At 72.3% G+C, this 16663-nt stretch carries 16 protein-coding genes; 7 read left to right on the top strand and 9 right to left on the bottom strand.

Features of this window, described 5'->3' with window-relative positions:
- Positions 1 to 202: 202 nt before the first annotated feature.
- The 3 genes from gap to ACH47X_RS05750 all read right to left on the bottom strand — a co-directional run bounded on the left by gap (position 203) and on the right by ACH47X_RS05750 (position 3502).
- Positions 203 to 1201: a type I glyceraldehyde-3-phosphate dehydrogenase gene (gene gap, locus ACH47X_RS05740; protein WP_397402265.1), complete on the bottom strand. Its 999-nt coding sequence runs from the start codon at positions 1199 to 1201 to the stop codon at positions 203 to 205.
- 161 nt (positions 1202 to 1362) lie between these two features.
- Positions 1363 to 2337 (bottom strand): GlxA family transcriptional regulator, encoded by a 975-nt coding sequence (locus ACH47X_RS05745; RefSeq protein ID WP_397402267.1) that lies wholly within the window; start codon positions 2335 to 2337, stop codon positions 1363 to 1365.
- 91 nt (positions 2338 to 2428) lie between these two features.
- On the bottom strand, positions 2429 to 3502 hold the full coding sequence (locus ACH47X_RS05750) for a LacI family DNA-binding transcriptional regulator (protein ID WP_397402269.1): 1074 nt from the start codon (positions 3500 to 3502) through the stop codon (positions 2429 to 2431).
- Positions 3503 to 3790: 288 nt separating this feature from the next.
- Between ACH47X_RS05750 and ACH47X_RS05755 the strand changes: the two genes are divergently transcribed.
- From ACH47X_RS05755 to ACH47X_RS05770, 4 genes are all read left to right on the top strand, one after another.
- Positions 3791 to 4699, top strand: coding sequence for a carbohydrate ABC transporter permease (locus ACH47X_RS05755; protein ID WP_397402880.1), 909 nt, complete (start codon positions 3791 to 3793; stop codon positions 4697 to 4699).
- A complete protein-coding gene (locus tag ACH47X_RS05760; protein WP_397402271.1) occupies positions 4689 to 5588 on the top strand; it encodes a carbohydrate ABC transporter permease in 900 nt (299 codons plus the stop codon). Before ACH47X_RS05755 ends, ACH47X_RS05760 begins: the two co-directional genes overlap by 11 nt.
- Before the next feature lie 35 nt (positions 5589 to 5623).
- The gene (locus tag ACH47X_RS05765; protein WP_397402273.1) at positions 5624 to 6940 is read left to right on the top strand and encodes an ABC transporter substrate-binding protein; all 1317 of its coding nucleotides are present in this window, start codon (positions 5624 to 5626) and stop codon (positions 6938 to 6940) included.
- A gap of 137 nt (positions 6941 to 7077) precedes the next feature.
- Positions 7078 to 8268 carry a sialidase family protein gene (locus tag ACH47X_RS05770; RefSeq protein WP_397402275.1) on the top strand — a complete coding sequence of 397 codons (1191 nt, stop codon included), beginning with the start codon at positions 7078 to 7080 and terminating at the stop codon, positions 8266 to 8268.
- A 24-nt stretch (positions 8269 to 8292) separates the two neighbouring features.
- Here ACH47X_RS05770 and ACH47X_RS05775 read toward each other — a convergent pair whose 3' ends face one another.
- The 6 genes from ACH47X_RS05775 to ACH47X_RS05800 all read right to left on the bottom strand — a co-directional run bounded on the left by ACH47X_RS05775 (position 8293) and on the right by ACH47X_RS05800 (position 14573).
- Positions 8293 to 9009 (bottom strand): DUF1361 domain-containing protein, encoded by a 717-nt coding sequence (locus tag ACH47X_RS05775; RefSeq protein ID WP_036963187.1) that lies wholly within the window; start codon positions 9007 to 9009, stop codon positions 8293 to 8295.
- Between the two features lie 85 nt (positions 9010 to 9094).
- Positions 9095 to 10648: an AbgT family transporter gene (locus ACH47X_RS05780; RefSeq protein ID WP_397402277.1), complete on the bottom strand. Its 1554-nt coding sequence runs from the start codon at positions 10646 to 10648 to the stop codon at positions 9095 to 9097.
- The gene (locus tag ACH47X_RS05785) at positions 10645 to 11679 is read right to left on the bottom strand and encodes an alpha/beta hydrolase family esterase (protein WP_397402279.1); all 1035 of its coding nucleotides are present in this window, start codon (positions 11677 to 11679) and stop codon (positions 10645 to 10647) included. Before ACH47X_RS05785 ends, ACH47X_RS05780 begins: the two co-directional genes overlap by 4 nt.
- A gap of 110 nt (positions 11680 to 11789) precedes the next feature.
- Positions 11790 to 12557, bottom strand: coding sequence for a creatininase family protein (locus tag ACH47X_RS05790; protein ID WP_397402281.1), 768 nt, complete (start codon positions 12555 to 12557; stop codon positions 11790 to 11792).
- Entirely contained in the window at positions 12554 to 13243 is a 690-nt protein-coding gene (locus ACH47X_RS05795) for a FadR/GntR family transcriptional regulator (RefSeq protein WP_397402283.1), read from the bottom strand. The genes ACH47X_RS05790 and ACH47X_RS05795 overlap by 4 nt, the downstream gene beginning before the upstream one ends.
- A 106-nt stretch (positions 13244 to 13349) precedes the next feature.
- The gene (locus ACH47X_RS05800; RefSeq protein ID WP_397402285.1) at positions 13350 to 14573 is read right to left on the bottom strand and encodes an FAD-dependent monooxygenase; all 1224 of its coding nucleotides are present in this window, start codon (positions 14571 to 14573) and stop codon (positions 13350 to 13352) included.
- 195 nt (positions 14574 to 14768) lie between these two features.
- On the opposite strand from ACH47X_RS05800, the gene ACH47X_RS05805 reads away from it, so the two are divergent.
- Genes ACH47X_RS05805 through ACH47X_RS05815 form a run of 3 tightly spaced genes read left to right on the top strand, consistent with a single transcriptional unit; the run spans position 14769 to position 16604 of the window.
- Entirely contained in the window at positions 14769 to 15698 is a 930-nt protein-coding gene (locus tag ACH47X_RS05805) for a GntR family transcriptional regulator (protein WP_397402287.1), read from the top strand.
- A complete protein-coding gene (locus ACH47X_RS05810; RefSeq protein ID WP_397402289.1) occupies positions 15698 to 16087 on the top strand; it encodes a helix-turn-helix domain-containing protein in 390 nt (129 codons plus the stop codon). Before ACH47X_RS05805 ends, ACH47X_RS05810 begins: the two co-directional genes overlap by 1 nt.
- A 49-nt stretch (positions 16088 to 16136) precedes the next feature.
- Positions 16137 to 16604, top strand: a complete 468-nt coding sequence (locus tag ACH47X_RS05815; RefSeq protein ID WP_397402291.1) for a VOC family protein — start codon at positions 16137 to 16139, stop codon at positions 16602 to 16604.
- Positions 16605 to 16663 lie beyond the last annotated feature (59 nt).

A 16663-nucleotide genomic window follows, 5' to 3' on the forward strand; every position in this document is an offset into this window, starting at 1 on the left:
CAACCGGGTATAACTACGCGTGGCCGCGGCCCCCCGGGGGTTGTGGCCGGGCGGGGGGGGGGGCGGGCCGGGGCGGCCCCCCAACCCCGGATGATCGGTAGAACGTCTGGTGGTCGGCAGCTCGAGCTGCCGACCACCTGACGTTCTACCGATCACCCAGGTTCGGGCGCCGGCCCGGTCCGGCACCGACGCGCTCCTGGCCTCAGCCCCGGGCGAGCAGCTCCAGCGTGTCGATCACGCGGTTGGAGAAGCCCCACTCGTTGTCGTACCAGGCCACGACCTTGACGTGCTTGCCGTCCACCCGGACCAGCGCGGAGTCGAAGATCGCCGAGGCCGCCTCGCCCGTGATGTCGCTGGAGACCAGCGGCTCGTCGGAGTAGTCGAGGATGCCCTTCAGGGCGCCGTCGGCCGCCGTGCGGTACGCCGCCAGCACCTCCTCGCGGGTGACCTCGCGCTCGACCGTGGTGTTCAGCTCCACGACGGAGCCCACCGGCACCGGCACGCGGATCGAGTCGCCCGACAGCTTGCCGTTCAGGTTGGGCAGCACCAGGCCGATCGCCTTGGCGGCGCCCGTCGTGGTCGGCACGATGTTGACGCCGGCGGCGCGGGCCCGGCGCGGATCGCGGTGCGGCCCGTCCTGCAGGTTCTGCTCCTGGGTGTAGGCGTGCACGGTGGTCATGAACCCGTGCTCGATGCCGGCCAGGTCGTCCAGCACCGAGGCCAGCGGCGCCAGCGCGTTCGTGGTGCACGACGCGTTGGAGACGATCACGTGCTCCGCCGGGTCGTACGCGTCGGTGTTCACGCCGTAGGCGAGCGTCACGTCCGCACCGGCCGAGGGGGCGCTGACCAGCACCTTCCGGGCGCCGGCGTCGAGGTGCGCGCGGGCGGCGTCGGCGGAGGTGAAGCGGCCGGTGGACTCCAGCACCAGGTCCACGCCGAGCTCCGCCCACGGCAGCTTGCCGGGCTCGCGCTCGGCGAGCACCTTGATGCGGTGGCCGTCCACGACGAGCTCGTCGCCGTCGACCTCGACCGGGCGGCCCAGCCGGCCGAGCGCGCTGTCGAACTTGAGCAGCTGGGCGAGGGCGTCGGGGGCGGTGAGGTCGTTGATCGCGACCACCTCGAGCGTGGTGTCGCGCTCGAGCAGCGCGCGCAGGGTGTTGCGTCCGATCCGGCCGAAGCCGTTGATGGCGATGCGGGTCATCGGTTTCCTTTCGTCAGCAACCATGCTGCGCTCACCGGCGCCGGCCCGAAAGCGGCTGGAAGGCCACTGTGCGCAAGGATCCCGCCAGAGGTTTCGCCACCGGTCGCAAGGATCCCGCCACCCCTTGTCGGAACCTCTCGCGCGGGTCGGGGCCCTGGAAGCTACGCGTCCCCGCCCGGGCCCGACGAGAACGTGTGCCGGTACTCCGTGGGCGACGTCCCCAGGATCCGGTGGAAGTGCAGACGCAGGTTGGCCGCGGTGCCGAGGCCGACCCGGTGCGCGATCTGCTCCACGCTCAGGTCGCTGCGTTCCAGCAGCTCGCGCGCCAGGTCCACGCGCGCCCGGAGCACCCACTGCATGGGCGTGTAGCCGGTGTCCTCGACGAACCTCCGGGAGAAGGTGCGCGCCGAGACCCGCGCGTTGCGCGCGAGCGCCTCCAGGGTCAGCTGCTCGGCGAGGTGCTCCAGGGCCCACTCGCGGGTCTCCGCGAACAGGTCGCCGAGCGGCTCGGGCACGCTGCGCGGCACGTACTGCGCCTGTCCCCCGCTGCGGTAGGGGGCAGCGACCAGCCGCCGCGCCACATGGTTGGACAGGCCCACGCCGTGGTCGCGCCGCACCAGGTGCAGGCACAGGTCGATGCCGGACGCCGCGCCCGCCGAGGTGAGCACGCCGCCCTCGTCCACGAACAGCACGTTCTCGTCGACCTGCACCAGGGGGTGCCGCTCGCGCAGCGCCCGGGTGTAGTGCCAGTGGGTCGTGGCGCGCTTGCCGTCGAGCAGGCCGGTCGCGGCCAGCGCGAACGCCCCGGTCGAGATGGCGGCCAGCCGCGCCCCGCGCGCGTGCGCGGCCTTCAGCGCGTCGACGACGACGGCGGGCGGGTCGGCGGCGGCCGGTGTCCGGTACCCGGGGACGAACACGGTCTCCGCGCGCTCGAGCGCGTCCAGGCCCTCGGCCACGTGGTAGGAGAGGCCGTCGCCGCCGGTCACGAGCCCGGGCGCGGCACCGCAGACCCGCACCTCGTACGGCATGCTCGGCCGGTTGGCGAACACCTGCGCCGGGATGCCGACGTCGAGCGGCTTGGCGCCCTCCAGCACGAGCACGGCGACCTGGTGGTTCCTCCGGTGGGCAGCACTCACGCGAGGAATCCTAGGCGGCGCGCCTCGCCGGCGGGTGCTCTCACGCTGGACTCCCGCGACTCCGTCATGCCGTTCTACGAGCGCCTGGGCTTCACGGCGCAGGGCGGCATGATGACGCGGTCCCGGCGCTAGCCGATCCGGCTCCCGGGGCCGGCACGGGCGCCGGCCCCGTGGACTCGCGCAGCACCAGCCGGTTCAGCGGCCGCCGCGCGGCCTCGGGCTCCGGCTCGCCACGAACCAGCGCGATGAGCCGCTCCATGGCCACCCGCCCCTGCTCCTCGCGGTCCACGACCACGGTGGACAGCGACGGCGTCGCGAACCGGCCCAGCTCCAGGTCGTCCCAGCCCGAGACGCTCAGCCGCTGCGGCACGCCCCAGCCCCGGTCCAGGGCGGCCCGGACCGCGCCGGTCGCCATCGGGTCGTTCGCCGCGATCACCGCCGTGACGGGACTGTCCTCGGCCAGGGCGCGCACCGCCTCGTACCCGCACTGCGCCGACCAGTCGCCGTCGACGACGCCGTGCGAGACGAGCCCGAGCCGCTCGATCACCTCGGTGTACACCTGCCGCCGGGCCCGGGCCGACGACCAGGCGTCCGGCCCCGCGACGTGCATGAAGTGCCGGTGCCCGAGGGCGGCGAGATGCTCGATGATCTCGCCGACGACGGAGGCGTCCGCGAGCTCGCCAATGCCGCGCAGCTCGTCGTCGTACTCCCCCACCACGACGAACGCGGCGCTGGACGCGGTCCGGGGCTGGTCGCTGAGGCCGGGCAGCGAGCTGAGCGAGAGCACGCCCTCGACCTGTCCCGAGGAGATCAGCTCCCGCGCGTGCTCGCTGCGCTCCACCGGTCCGCCCTCGACGCTGACGACCTCCATGAGGAACCCCGCTTCGTGCGCGACCGCGGCGGCGGCGCTGAGCAGGCGCGTCGGCAGCAGGAGCGCGGGGGCGGGCAGCACCACGGCGAGCCGGCCCGTGCGACGCGTGCGCATGGAGCGGGCCACCAGGTTGGGTCGGTAGCCGAGCTCCTCGATCGCCGCCTCGACGCGCCGTACGGTGTCGGGCTTGAGGCCGCCGTTGTGCCGCAGGTACCGCGAGACCGTCTGGTGGGAGACCTGCGCGAGGCGCGCGACCTGGACGATCGTCGGCCGGCGCACGGCATTCTCGGACATTCCGCCATCCTCTCGCTCGCGGCTGCCGGCGGGCCACCGACACCAGCGTTGACAGCATAGTGAACGTTCACTATGTTGACGCCGGACGGAAAGTGAACGATCACTATTCCGAGTGCACCACCTGCGAAGACGCATGACACGATCCGAAGGAGCATCTGTGTCCTCAGCTCCCACCACCCCTCACGGAGGGCCCGCCGCCGGCAGGCACACCCGTCCGGCCAGCTCGGAGCGCACGTCGTGAGCGCTATCGGCGAGCTGCGGACACTGCGTCGCGACGGCCGCGGCGGCCTGACCGCCGACCAGAAGCAGGCCCTGGCCAAGGAGCGCCGCCGGGACTCGAAGGCCGCAGCGGTCTTCCTCGCGCCCTGGCTCCTGGGCCTGGTCGGCATCACGATCGGCCCGATGATCGCCTCCCTGTACCTGGCGTTCACGGACTACAACCTCCTGCAGGACCCGAACTTCACGGGGCTGGAGAACATCCAGCGCATGCTCGGCGACGAGCGGCTGGGCAGGTCGCTGGTCGCGACGCTGACCTACGTGGTGGTCTCGGTGCCGATCCAGCTCGCGGTGGCGCTGGGCCTGGCGCTCCTGCTGGACCGAGGCATCCGCGGCCTCGCCCTGTACCGGTCCGTGCTCTACCTGCCCTCGCTGCTCGGTGCGAGCGTCGCCATCGCGGTGCTGTGGCGCCTCGTGTTCGGCGGAGAAGGCCTGGTCAACGCGTTCCTCGGCCTGTTCGGCATCCAGGGTCCCGCCTGGGTGGCCGAGCCGGACACCGCGCTGGGCACCCTGATCGTGCTGCACGTGTGGACCTTCGGCGCGCCAATGGTCATCTTCCTCGCCGGACTGCGGCAGATCCCGCGGCAGTACTACGACGCGGCGTCGACCGACGGCGCGAACAAGTGGCAGCAGCTGCGCAAGATCACGCTGCCGCTGCTGAGCCCGATCATCTTCTTCAACCTGGTGCTCGGGCTGATCGGCAGCTTCCAGTCGTTCACGCAGGCGTTCATCGTCTCCAACGGCAGCGGCGGACCGGCCGACTCGACGCTCTTCTTCTCGCTGTACCTCTACCAGGAAGGCTTCGCCGGCTTCCGCATGGGGTACGCCTCGGCCCTGGCCTGGCTGCTGCTCATCATCATCGGCGCGTTCACGGCCCTGAACTTCTGGGCCTCGAAGTACTGGGTGTTCTATGACGACTGAAACTCTCGCGACCACCGAACCGACCACACAGCCCGGCAAGCGCCCCCTCGTCATCAAGCACCGCCGACGCCGCCCGCGGGTCCTGGCCCACGTGGGTCTGATCCTCGTCGCGGTCGTGATGCTGTACCCGCTGCTGTGGATGGTAACCAGCTCGCTGCGGCCGAACGACGAGATCTTCACCAGCCCGGGGCTGCTGATCGACACGTTCGACCTCAGCCACTACCCCGACGGCTGGAACGCCTTGAGCAAGCCGTTCGGCAGCTACCTGCTCAACTCGGCCCTGGTCGTGCTGGGCTCCGTGGTGGGCAACCTCGTGTCCTGCTCGATGGCGGCCTACGCGTTCGCCCGGCTGCAGTTCCGCGCCAAGACCGTGGCGTTCGCCGCGATGCTCCTGACGATCATGCTGCCGGTGCACGTGCTGATCATCCCGCAGTACGTGATGTTCGCCCAGCTCGGCTGGATCAACACCTACCTTCCGCTCATCGTGCCCAAGCTGCTGGCCACCGACGCGTTCTTCGTGTTCCTCATGGTGCAGTTCGTGCGCGGCATCCCGCGCGAGCTCGACGAGGCGGCACGGATCGACGGCGCCGGGCACGCCCGGATCTTCCTCCAGGTGATCCTGCCGCTCATGGTGCCGGCGCTCGCGACCACCACGATCTTCACGTTCATCTGGACGTGGAACGACTTCTTCTCCCAGCTCATCTTCGTGACCGACCCCGACCTCTACACGGTCCCGGTCGCGCTGCGGCAGTTCATCGACGCCCAGTCCCAGTCCGACTTCGGGGCCCTGTTCGCGATGAGCGTCGTCTCGCTGATCCCCGTGTTCCTCGTGTTCCTGTTCGGGCAGCGCTTCCTGCTGCGCGGCATCGCGACGACGGGCGGCAAGTGATGAGCCGAGGACCTTCGACCGGAGGAGGAACCACGATGGAACGACGCGCGCGACGGGTTGCGCTGGCCGGGACGGCCCTCGCCCTGAGCGTGTCCGTGGCCGGGTGCGGCATCGCGCCCGACCCGGCCGACGCGGAGCTCAGCGAAGGGGAGGTGACCCTGACGATGACCTGGTGGGGCGCGGACGCCCGCCACCAGTCGACGCTCGACGCGATCAAGCTGTTCGAGGAGAAGTACCCCCGGATCACCGTCGAGCCGACCTACGCCGACTGGGGCGGGTACTGGGACCGCCTGGCGACCACGGCGGCGGCCGGCGACATGCCCGACGTCGTCCAGTTCGACCAGCTCTACCTCTCGTCGTACGCGGGGCGCGGGGCGCTCCTGGACCTCGACGCGGTGCCGGAGTTCCTCGACGCGAGCTCGCTGCCGGACAACGTGCTGGCGTCCGGCGAGGTCGACGGCAGCCTGTACGCCGTGCCGATCGGGGTGGCGGGGAACGGCGTCGTGCTGAACACCAGCCTCTTCGAGAAGTACGACGTGCCGGTCCCGGACACCGACACGTGGACCTGGGCGGAGTTCGACGCCGCCGCGCAGGCGATCACCGAGGCGTCGGGCGGCAAGGTGCGTGGCCTGTCCCCGTTCGGGGCGGACTCGTTCAGCCTGGAGGTGTTCGCCCGCCAGCACGGTGACCAGATCTTCGACGCCGAGGGCGACGTGACGATCGACCCCGCCACCGTCGCCGCGTACTGGCAGCGTGAGCTCGACTGGATCGAGTCGGGCGCGGCGCCGGACGCGGCCGCCCTGAGCGAGAAGGCGGGCGTACCCCTGGACCAGGGCGACACGGTCGTCGGCAGCACCGCCATGGCCTTCATCGCCGCCGGCCAGTTCACCGCGATCGCCGCCGCCGCGCCCGACTTCGAGTACGAGGTGGCGGACTGGCCCGCCGACCCGGACACGCCGGAGGGCTTCCAGTACCCCAAACCCTCGATGTACTGGGCGGCGTCGTCCCAGTCCGAGCATCCGGCCGAGGCGGCCCTGCTGATCGACTTCCTCGTCAACGACCCCCAGGTGGCCCGCGCCTTCGGGACCGACCGTGGGATCCCCGCCAGCGAGGCGTTCCAGGAGGCGCTCGAGCCCACGCTCGACGAGCCGGCGAGGAAGCTGCTCGACTTCACCAAGCTGGTGGGCGAGCGCTCCGGCGACGCCCCACCCATCACGCCGAACGGCGCGAGCGAGATCGAGACCATGCTGTCCCGGTACAACCAGCAGGTCCAGTTCGGGAAGCTCTCCCCGCAGGAGGCGGCCGCCGCCTTCATCGAGGAGCTGCAGTCCGCGGTCGACGCCGCGGGCTGACCCCGCCCGGTAGTGCTCGACCGGACCGCCTGCCCCCCTGGGACGGGCGGTCCGGTCGATCTGGTGCAACGTTGACTCACCCGCCGCGGATCACTAGCGTAAGGCCGAGATCAGAGTCGATCAGAGAGGCACCACCCATGGTCGTACGACGTTTCTTCGCCGTTCTCGCCCTCGCCACGCTCGCCCTGTCCACCGCCGTCGTGCCGGCCACGGCGACGAGCGGAGCCGAACCGCCACCGGGCGGGGCGGAGAACGGGACCCGCCTGATGGAGGGTGTCTCCCTGTACCCGCGGGCCGTCCGCCTGGAGCACTCGGGGGCGGCGAACGGCACCATCGTGGTCAGCACGGTCACGTTCGACGGCGACACCGGGCACGGCGCGATCTTCCGGAGCACGGACGCCGGCCGCAGCTTCGAGCGGGTCGGCACGGTCTCGGACCCGGGGGCGGCGCGGGGGCTGTGCTGCTCGACGCTGTTCGAGCTGCCGCGCAAGGTGGGCGACCTGCCGAAGGGCACGCTGCTCTGGTCGGCGTCGGTGGGCCAGCAGGAGGACGAGGCCACGCGCCGGATGACGCTGCCGGTGTGGGCCAGCCGCGACCAGGGCCGCACGTGGGAGCACGTGTCGACGGCGGCCACGGCGCCGGGCGGCAAGGGCCTGTGGGAGCCGGAGTTCGCCGTCTCCCCCGATGGCGAGCTGGTCCTGTACGTCTCGGACGAGAACCAGCAGCCGGCGCACAGCCAGGTGATCGTGCAGGCGACGTCGCCCGACGGCGTGACCTGGTCACCGCTGCGGGACGTCATCGCGCTGGCCGACTCCGGGCTGCGCCCGGGGATGCCGGTGGTGCGGCGGCTGCCGGACGGCGACTACCTGATGAGCTACGAGGTGTGCGGCCCGGTGCAGGACTGCCGGCACTACACGCGCCGCTCGGCCGACGGGACCACGTGGCAGCCGGTCACCGAGATCGGGAGCCCGGTCACGACGGCGGACGGCACGCACTTCCGGCACACCCCGAACATCTCCTGGTACGACGACGGCACGCGCGACGGGCGGCTGCTCGGCGTCGGACAGATGCTCTACGGGAAGGACGGGAGCGTCCTGCCGGGCAGCGGGTCGACGATCATGACCAACGAGGGCGTGCCGGAGGCCGCCTGGGCCACGGCGGAGGCGCCGGTGGGCATCCTCGACCCGTGGAACAACTACTGCCCCAACTACAGCCCCACGCTGCTGGCGCTGCCCGAGCGGGGTGAGCTGCTGGAGCTGTCCACGGGGTACGAGTCCGAGGGTGGAGCCTGCACCACGTACTTCGCGGTCGCGGGCCTGCCGGACTGAGCCGACGGCTCGGTGGCCGCCGCCTCACCGCGAGACGGCGGCCACCATCAGCACCACGGGCGCGACCACGAGCACGTACATCAGGCCGAAGAACAGCGTGTGCACGACGACGAAGCCGGCCAGCGTCCGCCAGTGCGCCGCCACGCGGAAGTGCTCGGCGAGCTTGCGCACGAACGACCAGGGGTGCAGCAGGTCCCAGGAGTTGAACCGGATGTACCGCCCCAGGTAGACGCCCACGCTCACCAGCACGAGGGTGACCCCGACCAGCACCCAGGAGTCGGGCTGCCGGTAGGGGTCGTCGTCGTTGGGCCGCACGATCAGCACGTAGGCGAACTGCACCAGCAGCACGTTCATCAGCATGTTCAGCACGCCCGACAGCGCCAGGGACAGCACCATGACGATGTCGTACCAGAGCGGTGCCGGGTCGTCGGTGGGCCGCCGGTGGGAGAAGTTCAGCTCGGTGACCAGGTAGGCCGCGTTCGGCAGCAGCAGCACCCAGACCAGGAGCACCAGCGCGATCACGGTCAGCATGAGCGCCTGGTTCGGCACGAACGTGATGATGCCCAGCACCAGCAGCAGCCCGATGCCGAGCACCACGGCCGGGGCCACGGACAGCCCGATGTTGAGCACCATCGGCCAGTACACCGGCAGGCGGAACAGCGGGGCCCGTAGCAGCACCAGCGCCAGGGCGAACACGTTGAGCAGGACGATGCCGGCGGGCAGCAGCAGGATCGCGTTCATCACCGGACATCATCACCGTGGCCCCGCCGTCGTGCCCGGTGAGGGACGACGGCGGGGCCACGTGTGCGTCGGCGCACCGGCGGCGTCAGCGCACGGGCGCCCCCGGCCCGAGCGGGATGCCCAGCGCCCACCAGGCGAAGAACAGCGCGGTCCAGGCCAGCGTCATGCACACGGCGAGCGGCAGCGTGTACGAGGCCAGGGTGCCGATGCCGGCGTCCTTGCGGTACCGCTGCAGGAACCCGAGCGCCATGATGAAGTACGGGCTCATCGGCGTGATCGCCGTGGACCCGGAGTCGGCGATGCGGAACAGGGCCTGCGTGGTCTCGGCGGGCACGTCGAGCAGCATCAGCATGGGCACGACGACGGGCGCCGCGATGGCCCACATGGCCGAGCCGCTGGTCACGAGCACGTTGACCACGGACAGCAGCGCGAGGATCGCCAGGAACACCACCCAGATCGGCACGCCGCTGGTCTCCAGCGCCTCCGCCGAGTTCACCGCGATGACGTCGCCGATGTGCGTCCAGTCGAAGTACGCCAGGAACTGCGCGATGGCGAAGAACAGCACGAGGACCGGCGCCATCTGCCGCACGCCCTCGGCCATCAGGCGCGGCACGTCCCCCGCCCTGGTGATCTCCCCGGACCGCCATCCGTACACGATGCCGACCAGTGCGAACAGCACGGCCACGATCGCCGCGATGCCGTCCAGGAACGGCGACTCGGTCAGGCTCCCGCCCTCGCCCCGCAGCGGGGACGACGGCAGCAGCACCGCCACGGCGATCAGCACGATCGCCGCCAGGCCGGACAGCAGCGCGACCCGCAGCGCCTTCCTGTCCCGCGGCGAGAGCTCGAGGCCTGCGACGTCGTCGAGGTCCGCGTCAGGATCCGCGCCCAGATCAGGCCGCTTGGCCAGCACCAGGTTGGTGACCAGGGTGATCACGATCGCCAGCAGCAGGGAGGAGCCGATGTTGAAGTACCAGTTGCTCACCGGCGAGACGTACGCGTTCGGGTCGATGATCCGCGCGGCCTCCGTGGTGATGCCCGCGAAGATCGCGTCGTTCGGCGTCGGGACGGGGCTCGCGTCGTAACCCGAGGCGATCGAGGTGTACGCCACGACGACGCCGAGGATCGGCGACTTGCCCACCGCCCGGAACGCCAGCCCGCCGAGCGGCACCAGGATGATGTACGCCGCGGCGCTGGCCACGTGCGAGACGGTGCCCGCGAACGCGACGGCGAACACCACCCAGGAGACCGGCACCCGGGAGACGGAGACCTTCATTGCCGCCGACAAGAACCCGGTGCGCTCCGCGATGGCGACCCCCATGATGACCACGACGATGGTGCCCATCGGTCCGAACGTCGCGAAGTTGTCCACCGCGGTGGACACGGCCATGGCCAGCCCCTCGCCGCTGAGCAGGTTCTGCACCACCACGGTCTCGCCGTCTGCAGGCGAGACCACGGACACGCCCGCCGCCGCCAGCCCGGCGCTCGTCACGCCGAGGATCGCCGCCAGAATCCAGAACAGCCAGAACGGGTGCGGCAGGGCGTTGCCCAGCCGCTCGACGACGGCGAGCGCCCGCAGCACGCGCGGCAGGCGGTCCGGCTCGGTGCCGGGAGCGGTCCGCTTCGAGGTCGCGGTCATGACGCCGCCCCCGTGTCGGCCCCGGCGAGGAACCGCACCGGCAGCCGCTCGTCGGCCAGGAACTCCCAGAGCACCTCGTGCGCCTCGATGCTGTGCGTCGCGTACCCGCCGCCGGAGTAGCTGTCCTCCCCCGGCCAGGTGTGCCCGCCGCCGAGCACCGCCACGTGCGTCACCTCGGCGCCCCGGTCGCAGCCGGTCCAGCGGGTCGTGGTGACGTCGAACGCCGTCTCCTCGACGTCGGGGCCCTCGGTGCACCCGTTGCGCTGCACCCAGCCGCCGGTCCAGTCGAGGATCGCCGGCAGGCCGCGGTCCGGGTCGCCCGCGTACGGGATGGTCACGTCGTCCGTGCCGTGGAAGTCGATCACCGGCACCGGCCGCGCCGGGTCGCAGTCCGGGTGGCCCGTGCCGTAGAAGGCTCCGGCCACCGGCGCGATCGCCGCGATCCGGTCCGACAGCTCGCACGCCAGGATGCCCGTGAAGCCCGCCCCGTTGGACTTGCCCGTCGCGTACACGCGCCGCGGGTCCACGCACAGGTCCCGCTCCAGGGAGTCCAGCAGGTCGTTCGTGTACGCGACGTCGTCGACGCCGGGGGCCGAGTAGGGCGCGCCCTCCCAGGCCTGCCGGTCGCCATCGCCCGTGCCGACCACACCGTTGCCGTACGCGACGATCGCGGGCAATGCGTCCAGCCCGGAGAACGCCTCCGTGCCCGCGCCCGTGTTGCCCCGGCCGTGGAAGACCAGGACCACGGGCCACGCCCGGTCGCCGCGGTAGCCGTCCGGCAGGTGGAGCTGCACGGTGCGCTCACGGCCGTCGCTGGTCAGGGTGCGCAGCACGCTGGTGCCGGGCTCCTGCCCGGGATCGGTGCCGCAGCCCGCGGAGCGCGGACCAGGGCTGGCGGACGCCGTCGTGGCGCCGACCGGCCCCGCCACGGTCGCCGCGGCGAGCGCCGCGGCGGCGAGGAGCGCCACGCGCCGGGCGGACCGACGTCGGCCCTCCCGGGCGGGTCGGGGTGCTGCTGTCGTCGTTGACATGCGAGTCCTTTCTGGGCGCCGGCCCGCGGCTGCGGGCACGGCGGAGCGGACACCCGGCGGGCCAGGTGCGTGCGGTGGGGGTTGCTCTGCTGTTCGGTGGTGTGCCGGCGCTACGCGGGCGGCCACTCCGTCAGGAAGGTCGTGATGCGGTCGACGATCGCCTTGACGATCGCGGCGCCGTCCTCGGCGGTGGCCCGGCGCGGGTCGCCGAGCACGCCGTTGGGGCTGAGCCGGTCGTACGGCAGGGTCAGGGCGGGCTGCGCGTGGCGGCGCGCCGTGCGGGAGACGTCGTCGAGCTGGTCCGGGCTGGTGGTGCCCGCCTCCAGGCGGTCGGTGTGCACCAGGTGCGGCGCGAGGTGCAGCATCTGCGCGGTCTCGGCCTCGCCGGAGTGCCCGTGTACGGCACTCGGATCCATCGCGGCCACGGCGTCGCCGGCGAGCGACGTCAGCGGCGACCAGGCGAGCTGGACCCCCGGGTGGGACACGAGCAGGTCCTGCGCCACCGTGGTCAGCGTGGCGTTGTTGCCCCCGTGCCCGGTGACCACGAGGAACCGGGTCCAGCCGTGCCGGTGCAGGCTGGTCACGTACTCCCGCACGACGGCGGCGAACGTTGTCGTCGTCAGGGTGACCGTGCCCGCGAACGCCATGTGGTGCGGCGAGACCCCCACGGGGATCGACGGGCCCACCACCACCCCGCCGGGCAGGTTCGCGGCGACCTGGGCCACCACGCCCTCGGCCCGCACCAGGTCGGTCCCGAGCACCATGCCGGGGCCGTGCTGCTCCAGCGCACCGGCCGGGATCAGCACCACTGTGCCGCGCGCGGCCGCGTCCGCCGCCTCCGCCGTCGTCATCTCCGCCAGGCGGAACGGGACGCTCACGGCGCCGCCTCCCCGAAGTCCGCCGCGTCCAGCGACTCCCGGATCGTGGTCAGGTGCACCCGCGTGAGGTGCTCCGCGGCCGCGCCGTCGCCGTCGCGCACCGCCGCCAGGATCTCCAGGTGCTCCGCGTGGTCGCGCTGCCGGTCGTCGTACCGGAACCGGATCTCCGTCTGCTCCGACGCCCGCACGTGCAGCAGCGCCTCCACCGTCTCGCGCAGCAGCCCGTTGCCCGACGCCGCCGCCAGCTCCACGTGGAAGTTCAGCGCCGGCCGGAACCCGTGCACCGGCGGCTGCAGTGCCGTCGCGGCCGCGGCCTCCAGCCGCTGCAGGGCGGCGGCGTCGCGGGCGCTCGCGGCGAGCGCGGCGATACCGGGCTCGATCACCAGGCGGGCCTGGACCAGCTCGATCACCGAGGAGCGCGTGATGTGCGGCCGGTGGGGGTTGGCCAGCACGGACCGCTCGATGCCCGGGCCGATGTAGGTGCCGGAGCCGTGCCGCAGCTCGACCACGCCGGTGGCCTCCAGCCGCCGCAGCGCCTCCCGGACGGTGGGCGTCGTGACGGCGAAGCGCTTGGCCAGGTCGCGGGAGGACTCCAGCACGTCGCCGGGGCCGAGGCTCTCGGAGCGGATCAGCTGGACGATGTCGTCCGCGAGCTGCTCGGAGAAGGAGGCTCTACCTTGAGTCATGGAAGTGACTAAATCACTTAACCACCGATCGGGTCAAGGTTGACCACAGCAGTCGCTGCCAGAACTGGGCCTCCTCCGGCAGCACCTGCTGTGGTCAACCACGCGGCTAGCGGCCGACCGCCAGGGCCGCGTAGTCCGGGAGGGCGATCTGGTCCACCGCCTTGTCGATGCCGCCCATCATCATGCTCGCCAGCGGCGTCCTCAGCAGCGCACCCATCACCGCCGTGCGGGCCCGGATCTCGAACCGCGACGGCGGCAGGAACCCCCGCGCGCCGCCCGGGAGCTGCTTCATGTTGACGGCGGCGTACGGCCGGACCAGCGCCTCGTACGCGGGAAACGCCACGGCGGGGTCGCCGCCCGCCCGCGCGAGCTCGCCCGCCAGCACGTACGCGCCCACCAGGGCGAGCGAGGTGCCCATGCCGACGGACCCGGCGGTGCACGCGTCGCCCAGGAGCGCGACGCGCCCGCGGTGCCACGAGGGCATCTCGATCCTCACGTGCCGGTCGAAGTAGAAGTCGTCGGCGCGCTCCATCACCGCCAGCAGGCGCGGCACCTCCCAGCCCTCCCCCGCCAGCACGCCGGCGACCAGACGCTTCTGCCCGGCGACGTCGCGCCGGTCGTACTCGAGCGGGTCCCCCGCGAAGTGCACCATGCCGCGGGCACCCCCGTGCGCCGGGTACAGGAGCACGTTGCGCCCACCGACGCCGTTGCCGGCCGGCATCGGGTACAACAGCTCCCAGCCGTCCAGGCCCCAGGTGTCGGCGCCGCCCGCGGGCTCGGCGGTGAACACCGCGCGGTGGTACCCGGAGTCGACGGCCCGCCAGGCGCCGTCGAAGGCCAGACGGCGCGTGGTGGAGAAGACGCCGTCCGCACCCACCACGAGGTCGAACCGGCGCGGGGCGGACCGCTCGAAGGTGACGTCGACGCCGTCGGGCCGCTGATCGAGCGCGACGACGCTGTCGTCGAAGAGGTACTCGACGCCGTCGGCGGCGTCCATGATGATCCGCATGAGGTCGCCGCGCAGGATCTCGATGTCCGCGATCACGCCGCCCGAGTGGCCGAACATCTCGGCGGGCAGCTCCATGGTGCGCCGCCCCGCGGCGTCGAGGTAGGCGATGCCCTTCACGCCCGTGTGGGCGGCGCGGACCTGCTCGGTGATGCCCATGCGGTCCAGCACGGCGCGGGCGGCGCCCCGCACGTCGATGCCCTGGCCGCCCGGGCGGGGCGCGGGGGCACGCTCGACCACGGTGACGTCGAAGCCGTAGCGGCGGAGCCAGAAGGCGAGGGCGGGGCCGGCGACGCTGGCGCCGGAGACGAGGACGTGGGTCATGGCTCTCCCTGTTCGAAGACTGGGCCCGCCGGGTTCGGCGAGCGGTTTCGTACACCGTACGAACCGTCCTATGCTGGGTAAAGGAAGCGGTAGTGCACCAGGTAGTGCACTTCGCGAACGCCCAGTTCAGCGGCTCGCACGCCAGCGAGAAGCCGCCCGGGTGCACTAGTACAGCGCGAGTACAGGGAGCCGCAGATGACCAGCACGTCCGAGCGCATCGCCGACGAGATCCGCGCGAGCATCCGGTCGGGCGAGCTCGCCCCCGGCGCTCCGGTGCCGTCCACACGCCGCATCGTCGCCGAGCACGGCGTCGCCATGGCCACGGCGAGCCGGGTGCTCGACGCCCTGCGCCGCGACGGGCTCGTCGAGGTGCGGCGCGGGGTGGGCACCGTGGTGGCGGCCGGGGCCGCGGACGGCACGGTGGCGGGCGGCACAGCGGCGGGTGGGCCACCCGCGAGCGCCCCCACGGTCGACGACGTGGTGCGCCTCGCGATGGCCACGGCCGACGCCGAGGGGTTGGGCGGGCTCTCCATGCGACGCATCGCGACCGACCTCGGCATCCCGACGATGACGCTGTACCGCTACGTCCGCGGCCGCGAGGATCTCCTGGCCCGGATGCTCGACACGGTGTACGCGACCTCCCCGCTCCCGGACCCGCTGCCGAACGGCTGGCGGGCCCGTGCGGAGGTCTGCGCGCGCACGATGTGGGCGGCGTTCCAGCGCCACCCGTGGGCGGCGCACGTGATGTCGATGACGCGGCCGCAGGTGCTGCCGCACGGCCTGCCGCACACCGAGGCGCTGCTGTCCGCGTTCGGCGACGTCGGCGGACGGCGGCTGGACCTGGACACGCGGATGCACCTGACCGTCTCGGTGTTCCAGCTCGTGCGCGGGCTGGGGGTGGGCATCGAGCCGGCGGTGCAGGCCCGCAAGGACGACGGGCTGACCGACGAGGAGTGGATGGACCGCACGCTGCCCGGCCTCCAGGCCGTCGCCGACGCGCGCCGCTACCCGCACCTCGCGGCGGCCACGGGCACCGAGATCGACCTCACGCTGGACACGCTGTTCGAGTTCGGCCTCGCGCGCCTGCTGGACGGGTACGCGGCGTTCCTCGGGGAGGCCAGCTGATGTCCCCGCGCGAGCGCGACAACCGGCTGCTGCTGCGCGCCCGGGACGCCATCGACCGGGACTACGCCCGGCCCCTCGACGTGCCGACGCTGGCCCGCATCGCGCACGTCTCGCCGTCCCACTTCAGCCGCAGCTTCCGGGCGACGTTCGGCGAGACGCCGCACCGCTACCTGCAGCGCCGGCGGCTGGAGCGCGCGATGGCGCTGCTGCGCAACACGGCCACGCCGGTGACGGAGATCGCGCTGCAGGTGGGCTCCAACAGCCTGGGCACGTTCAGCCGCACGTTCCGCGACGTCGTCGGCGTCTCCCCGACCGTGTACCGGCGGCGGACGCGGCCCGTGGCCGCGCCCGTCTGCTTCGTCAAGAGCTGGATGCGGCCCGCGGGCTGAGCAGTTTCGGAGAAGCGCGCCCCGCGGGGCCGGCCCTAGCGTGGCGGGCATGTTCAAGAACATCTCCATCACCGCCGTGACCGTGCTCGACCAGGACGAGGCCCTGGACTTCTACGTGGGCAAGCTCGGGTTCGAGGTCAGCAACGACGTCGACATGGGCTTTATGCGCTGGCTGACCATCTCCCTGCCCGGGGACCCCGACCGCCACCTGCTCCTGGAGGTGCCGGGCCCGCCGTCCCTGAGCGAGGAGGTCGCGGCCCAGGTCCGGGACCTGGTGACCAAGGGCGCGCTCGGCGTCGCGTGCATCCTCACCACCGACGACTGCCGCGGCACGTACGCCGACCTGAGCGCCAAGGGTGTCGAGTTCACCGAGGAGCCGGTCGAACAGCCGTACGGCATCGACTGCGCGCTGCGCGACCCGTTCGGCAACCACATCCGCATCACGCAGCCGGCCACGGGCCCGGTCGAGGTGACCGACGCCGACAGGGCCCGCTGGAACCCAGGCCAGGCGGGCTGAGGCTGGGTCAGGCTGCACCAGGCTCGCAGGCTGCACCAGGCTCGGCAGGCTTGGCAGTC

The sequence above is a fragment of the Promicromonospora kroppenstedtii genome, assembly GCF_044389675.1.
Classification (GTDB): Bacteria; Actinomycetota; Actinomycetes; order Actinomycetales; family Cellulomonadaceae; genus Promicromonospora; species Promicromonospora kroppenstedtii.

Excerpts from the sequence above, each read along its gene's own strand:
- ACH47X_RS05760 (WP_397402271.1), top strand. The coding sequence starts at position 4,689 with ATGACGACTGAAACTCTCGCGACCACCGAACCGACCACACAGCCCGGC.
- gap (WP_397402265.1), bottom strand. The coding sequence starts at position 1,201 with ATGACCCGCATCGCCATCAACGGCTTCGGCCGGATCGGACGCAACACC.
- ACH47X_RS05810 (WP_397402289.1), top strand. The coding sequence starts at position 15,698 with ATGTCCCCGCGCGAGCGCGACAACCGGCTGCTGCTGCGCGCCCGGGAC.
- ACH47X_RS05785 (WP_397402279.1), bottom strand. The coding sequence starts at position 11,679 with ATGTCAACGACGACAGCAGCACCCCGACCCGCCCGGGAGGGCCGACGT.
- ACH47X_RS05780 (WP_397402277.1), bottom strand. The coding sequence starts at position 10,648 with ATGACCGCGACCTCGAAGCGGACCGCTCCCGGCACCGAGCCGGACCGC.
- ACH47X_RS05765 (WP_397402273.1), top strand. The coding sequence starts at position 5,624 with ATGGAACGACGCGCGCGACGGGTTGCGCTGGCCGGGACGGCCCTCGCC.
- ACH47X_RS05805 (WP_397402287.1), top strand. The coding sequence starts at position 14,769 with ATGACCAGCACGTCCGAGCGCATCGCCGACGAGATCCGCGCGAGCATC.
- ACH47X_RS05775 (WP_036963187.1), bottom strand. The coding sequence starts at position 9,009 with ATGAACGCGATCCTGCTGCTGCCCGCCGGCATCGTCCTGCTCAACGTG.
- ACH47X_RS05750 (WP_397402269.1), bottom strand. The coding sequence starts at position 3,502 with ATGTCCGAGAATGCCGTGCGCCGGCCGACGATCGTCCAGGTCGCGCGC.
- ACH47X_RS05770 (WP_397402275.1), top strand. The coding sequence starts at position 7,078 with ATGGTCGTACGACGTTTCTTCGCCGTTCTCGCCCTCGCCACGCTCGCC.
- ACH47X_RS05800 (WP_397402285.1), bottom strand. The coding sequence starts at position 14,573 with ATGACCCACGTCCTCGTCTCCGGCGCCAGCGTCGCCGGCCCCGCCCTC.
- ACH47X_RS05815 (WP_397402291.1), top strand. The coding sequence starts at position 16,137 with ATGTTCAAGAACATCTCCATCACCGCCGTGACCGTGCTCGACCAGGAC.
- ACH47X_RS05795 (WP_397402283.1), bottom strand. The coding sequence starts at position 13,243 with ATGACTCAAGGTAGAGCCTCCTTCTCCGAGCAGCTCGCGGACGACATC.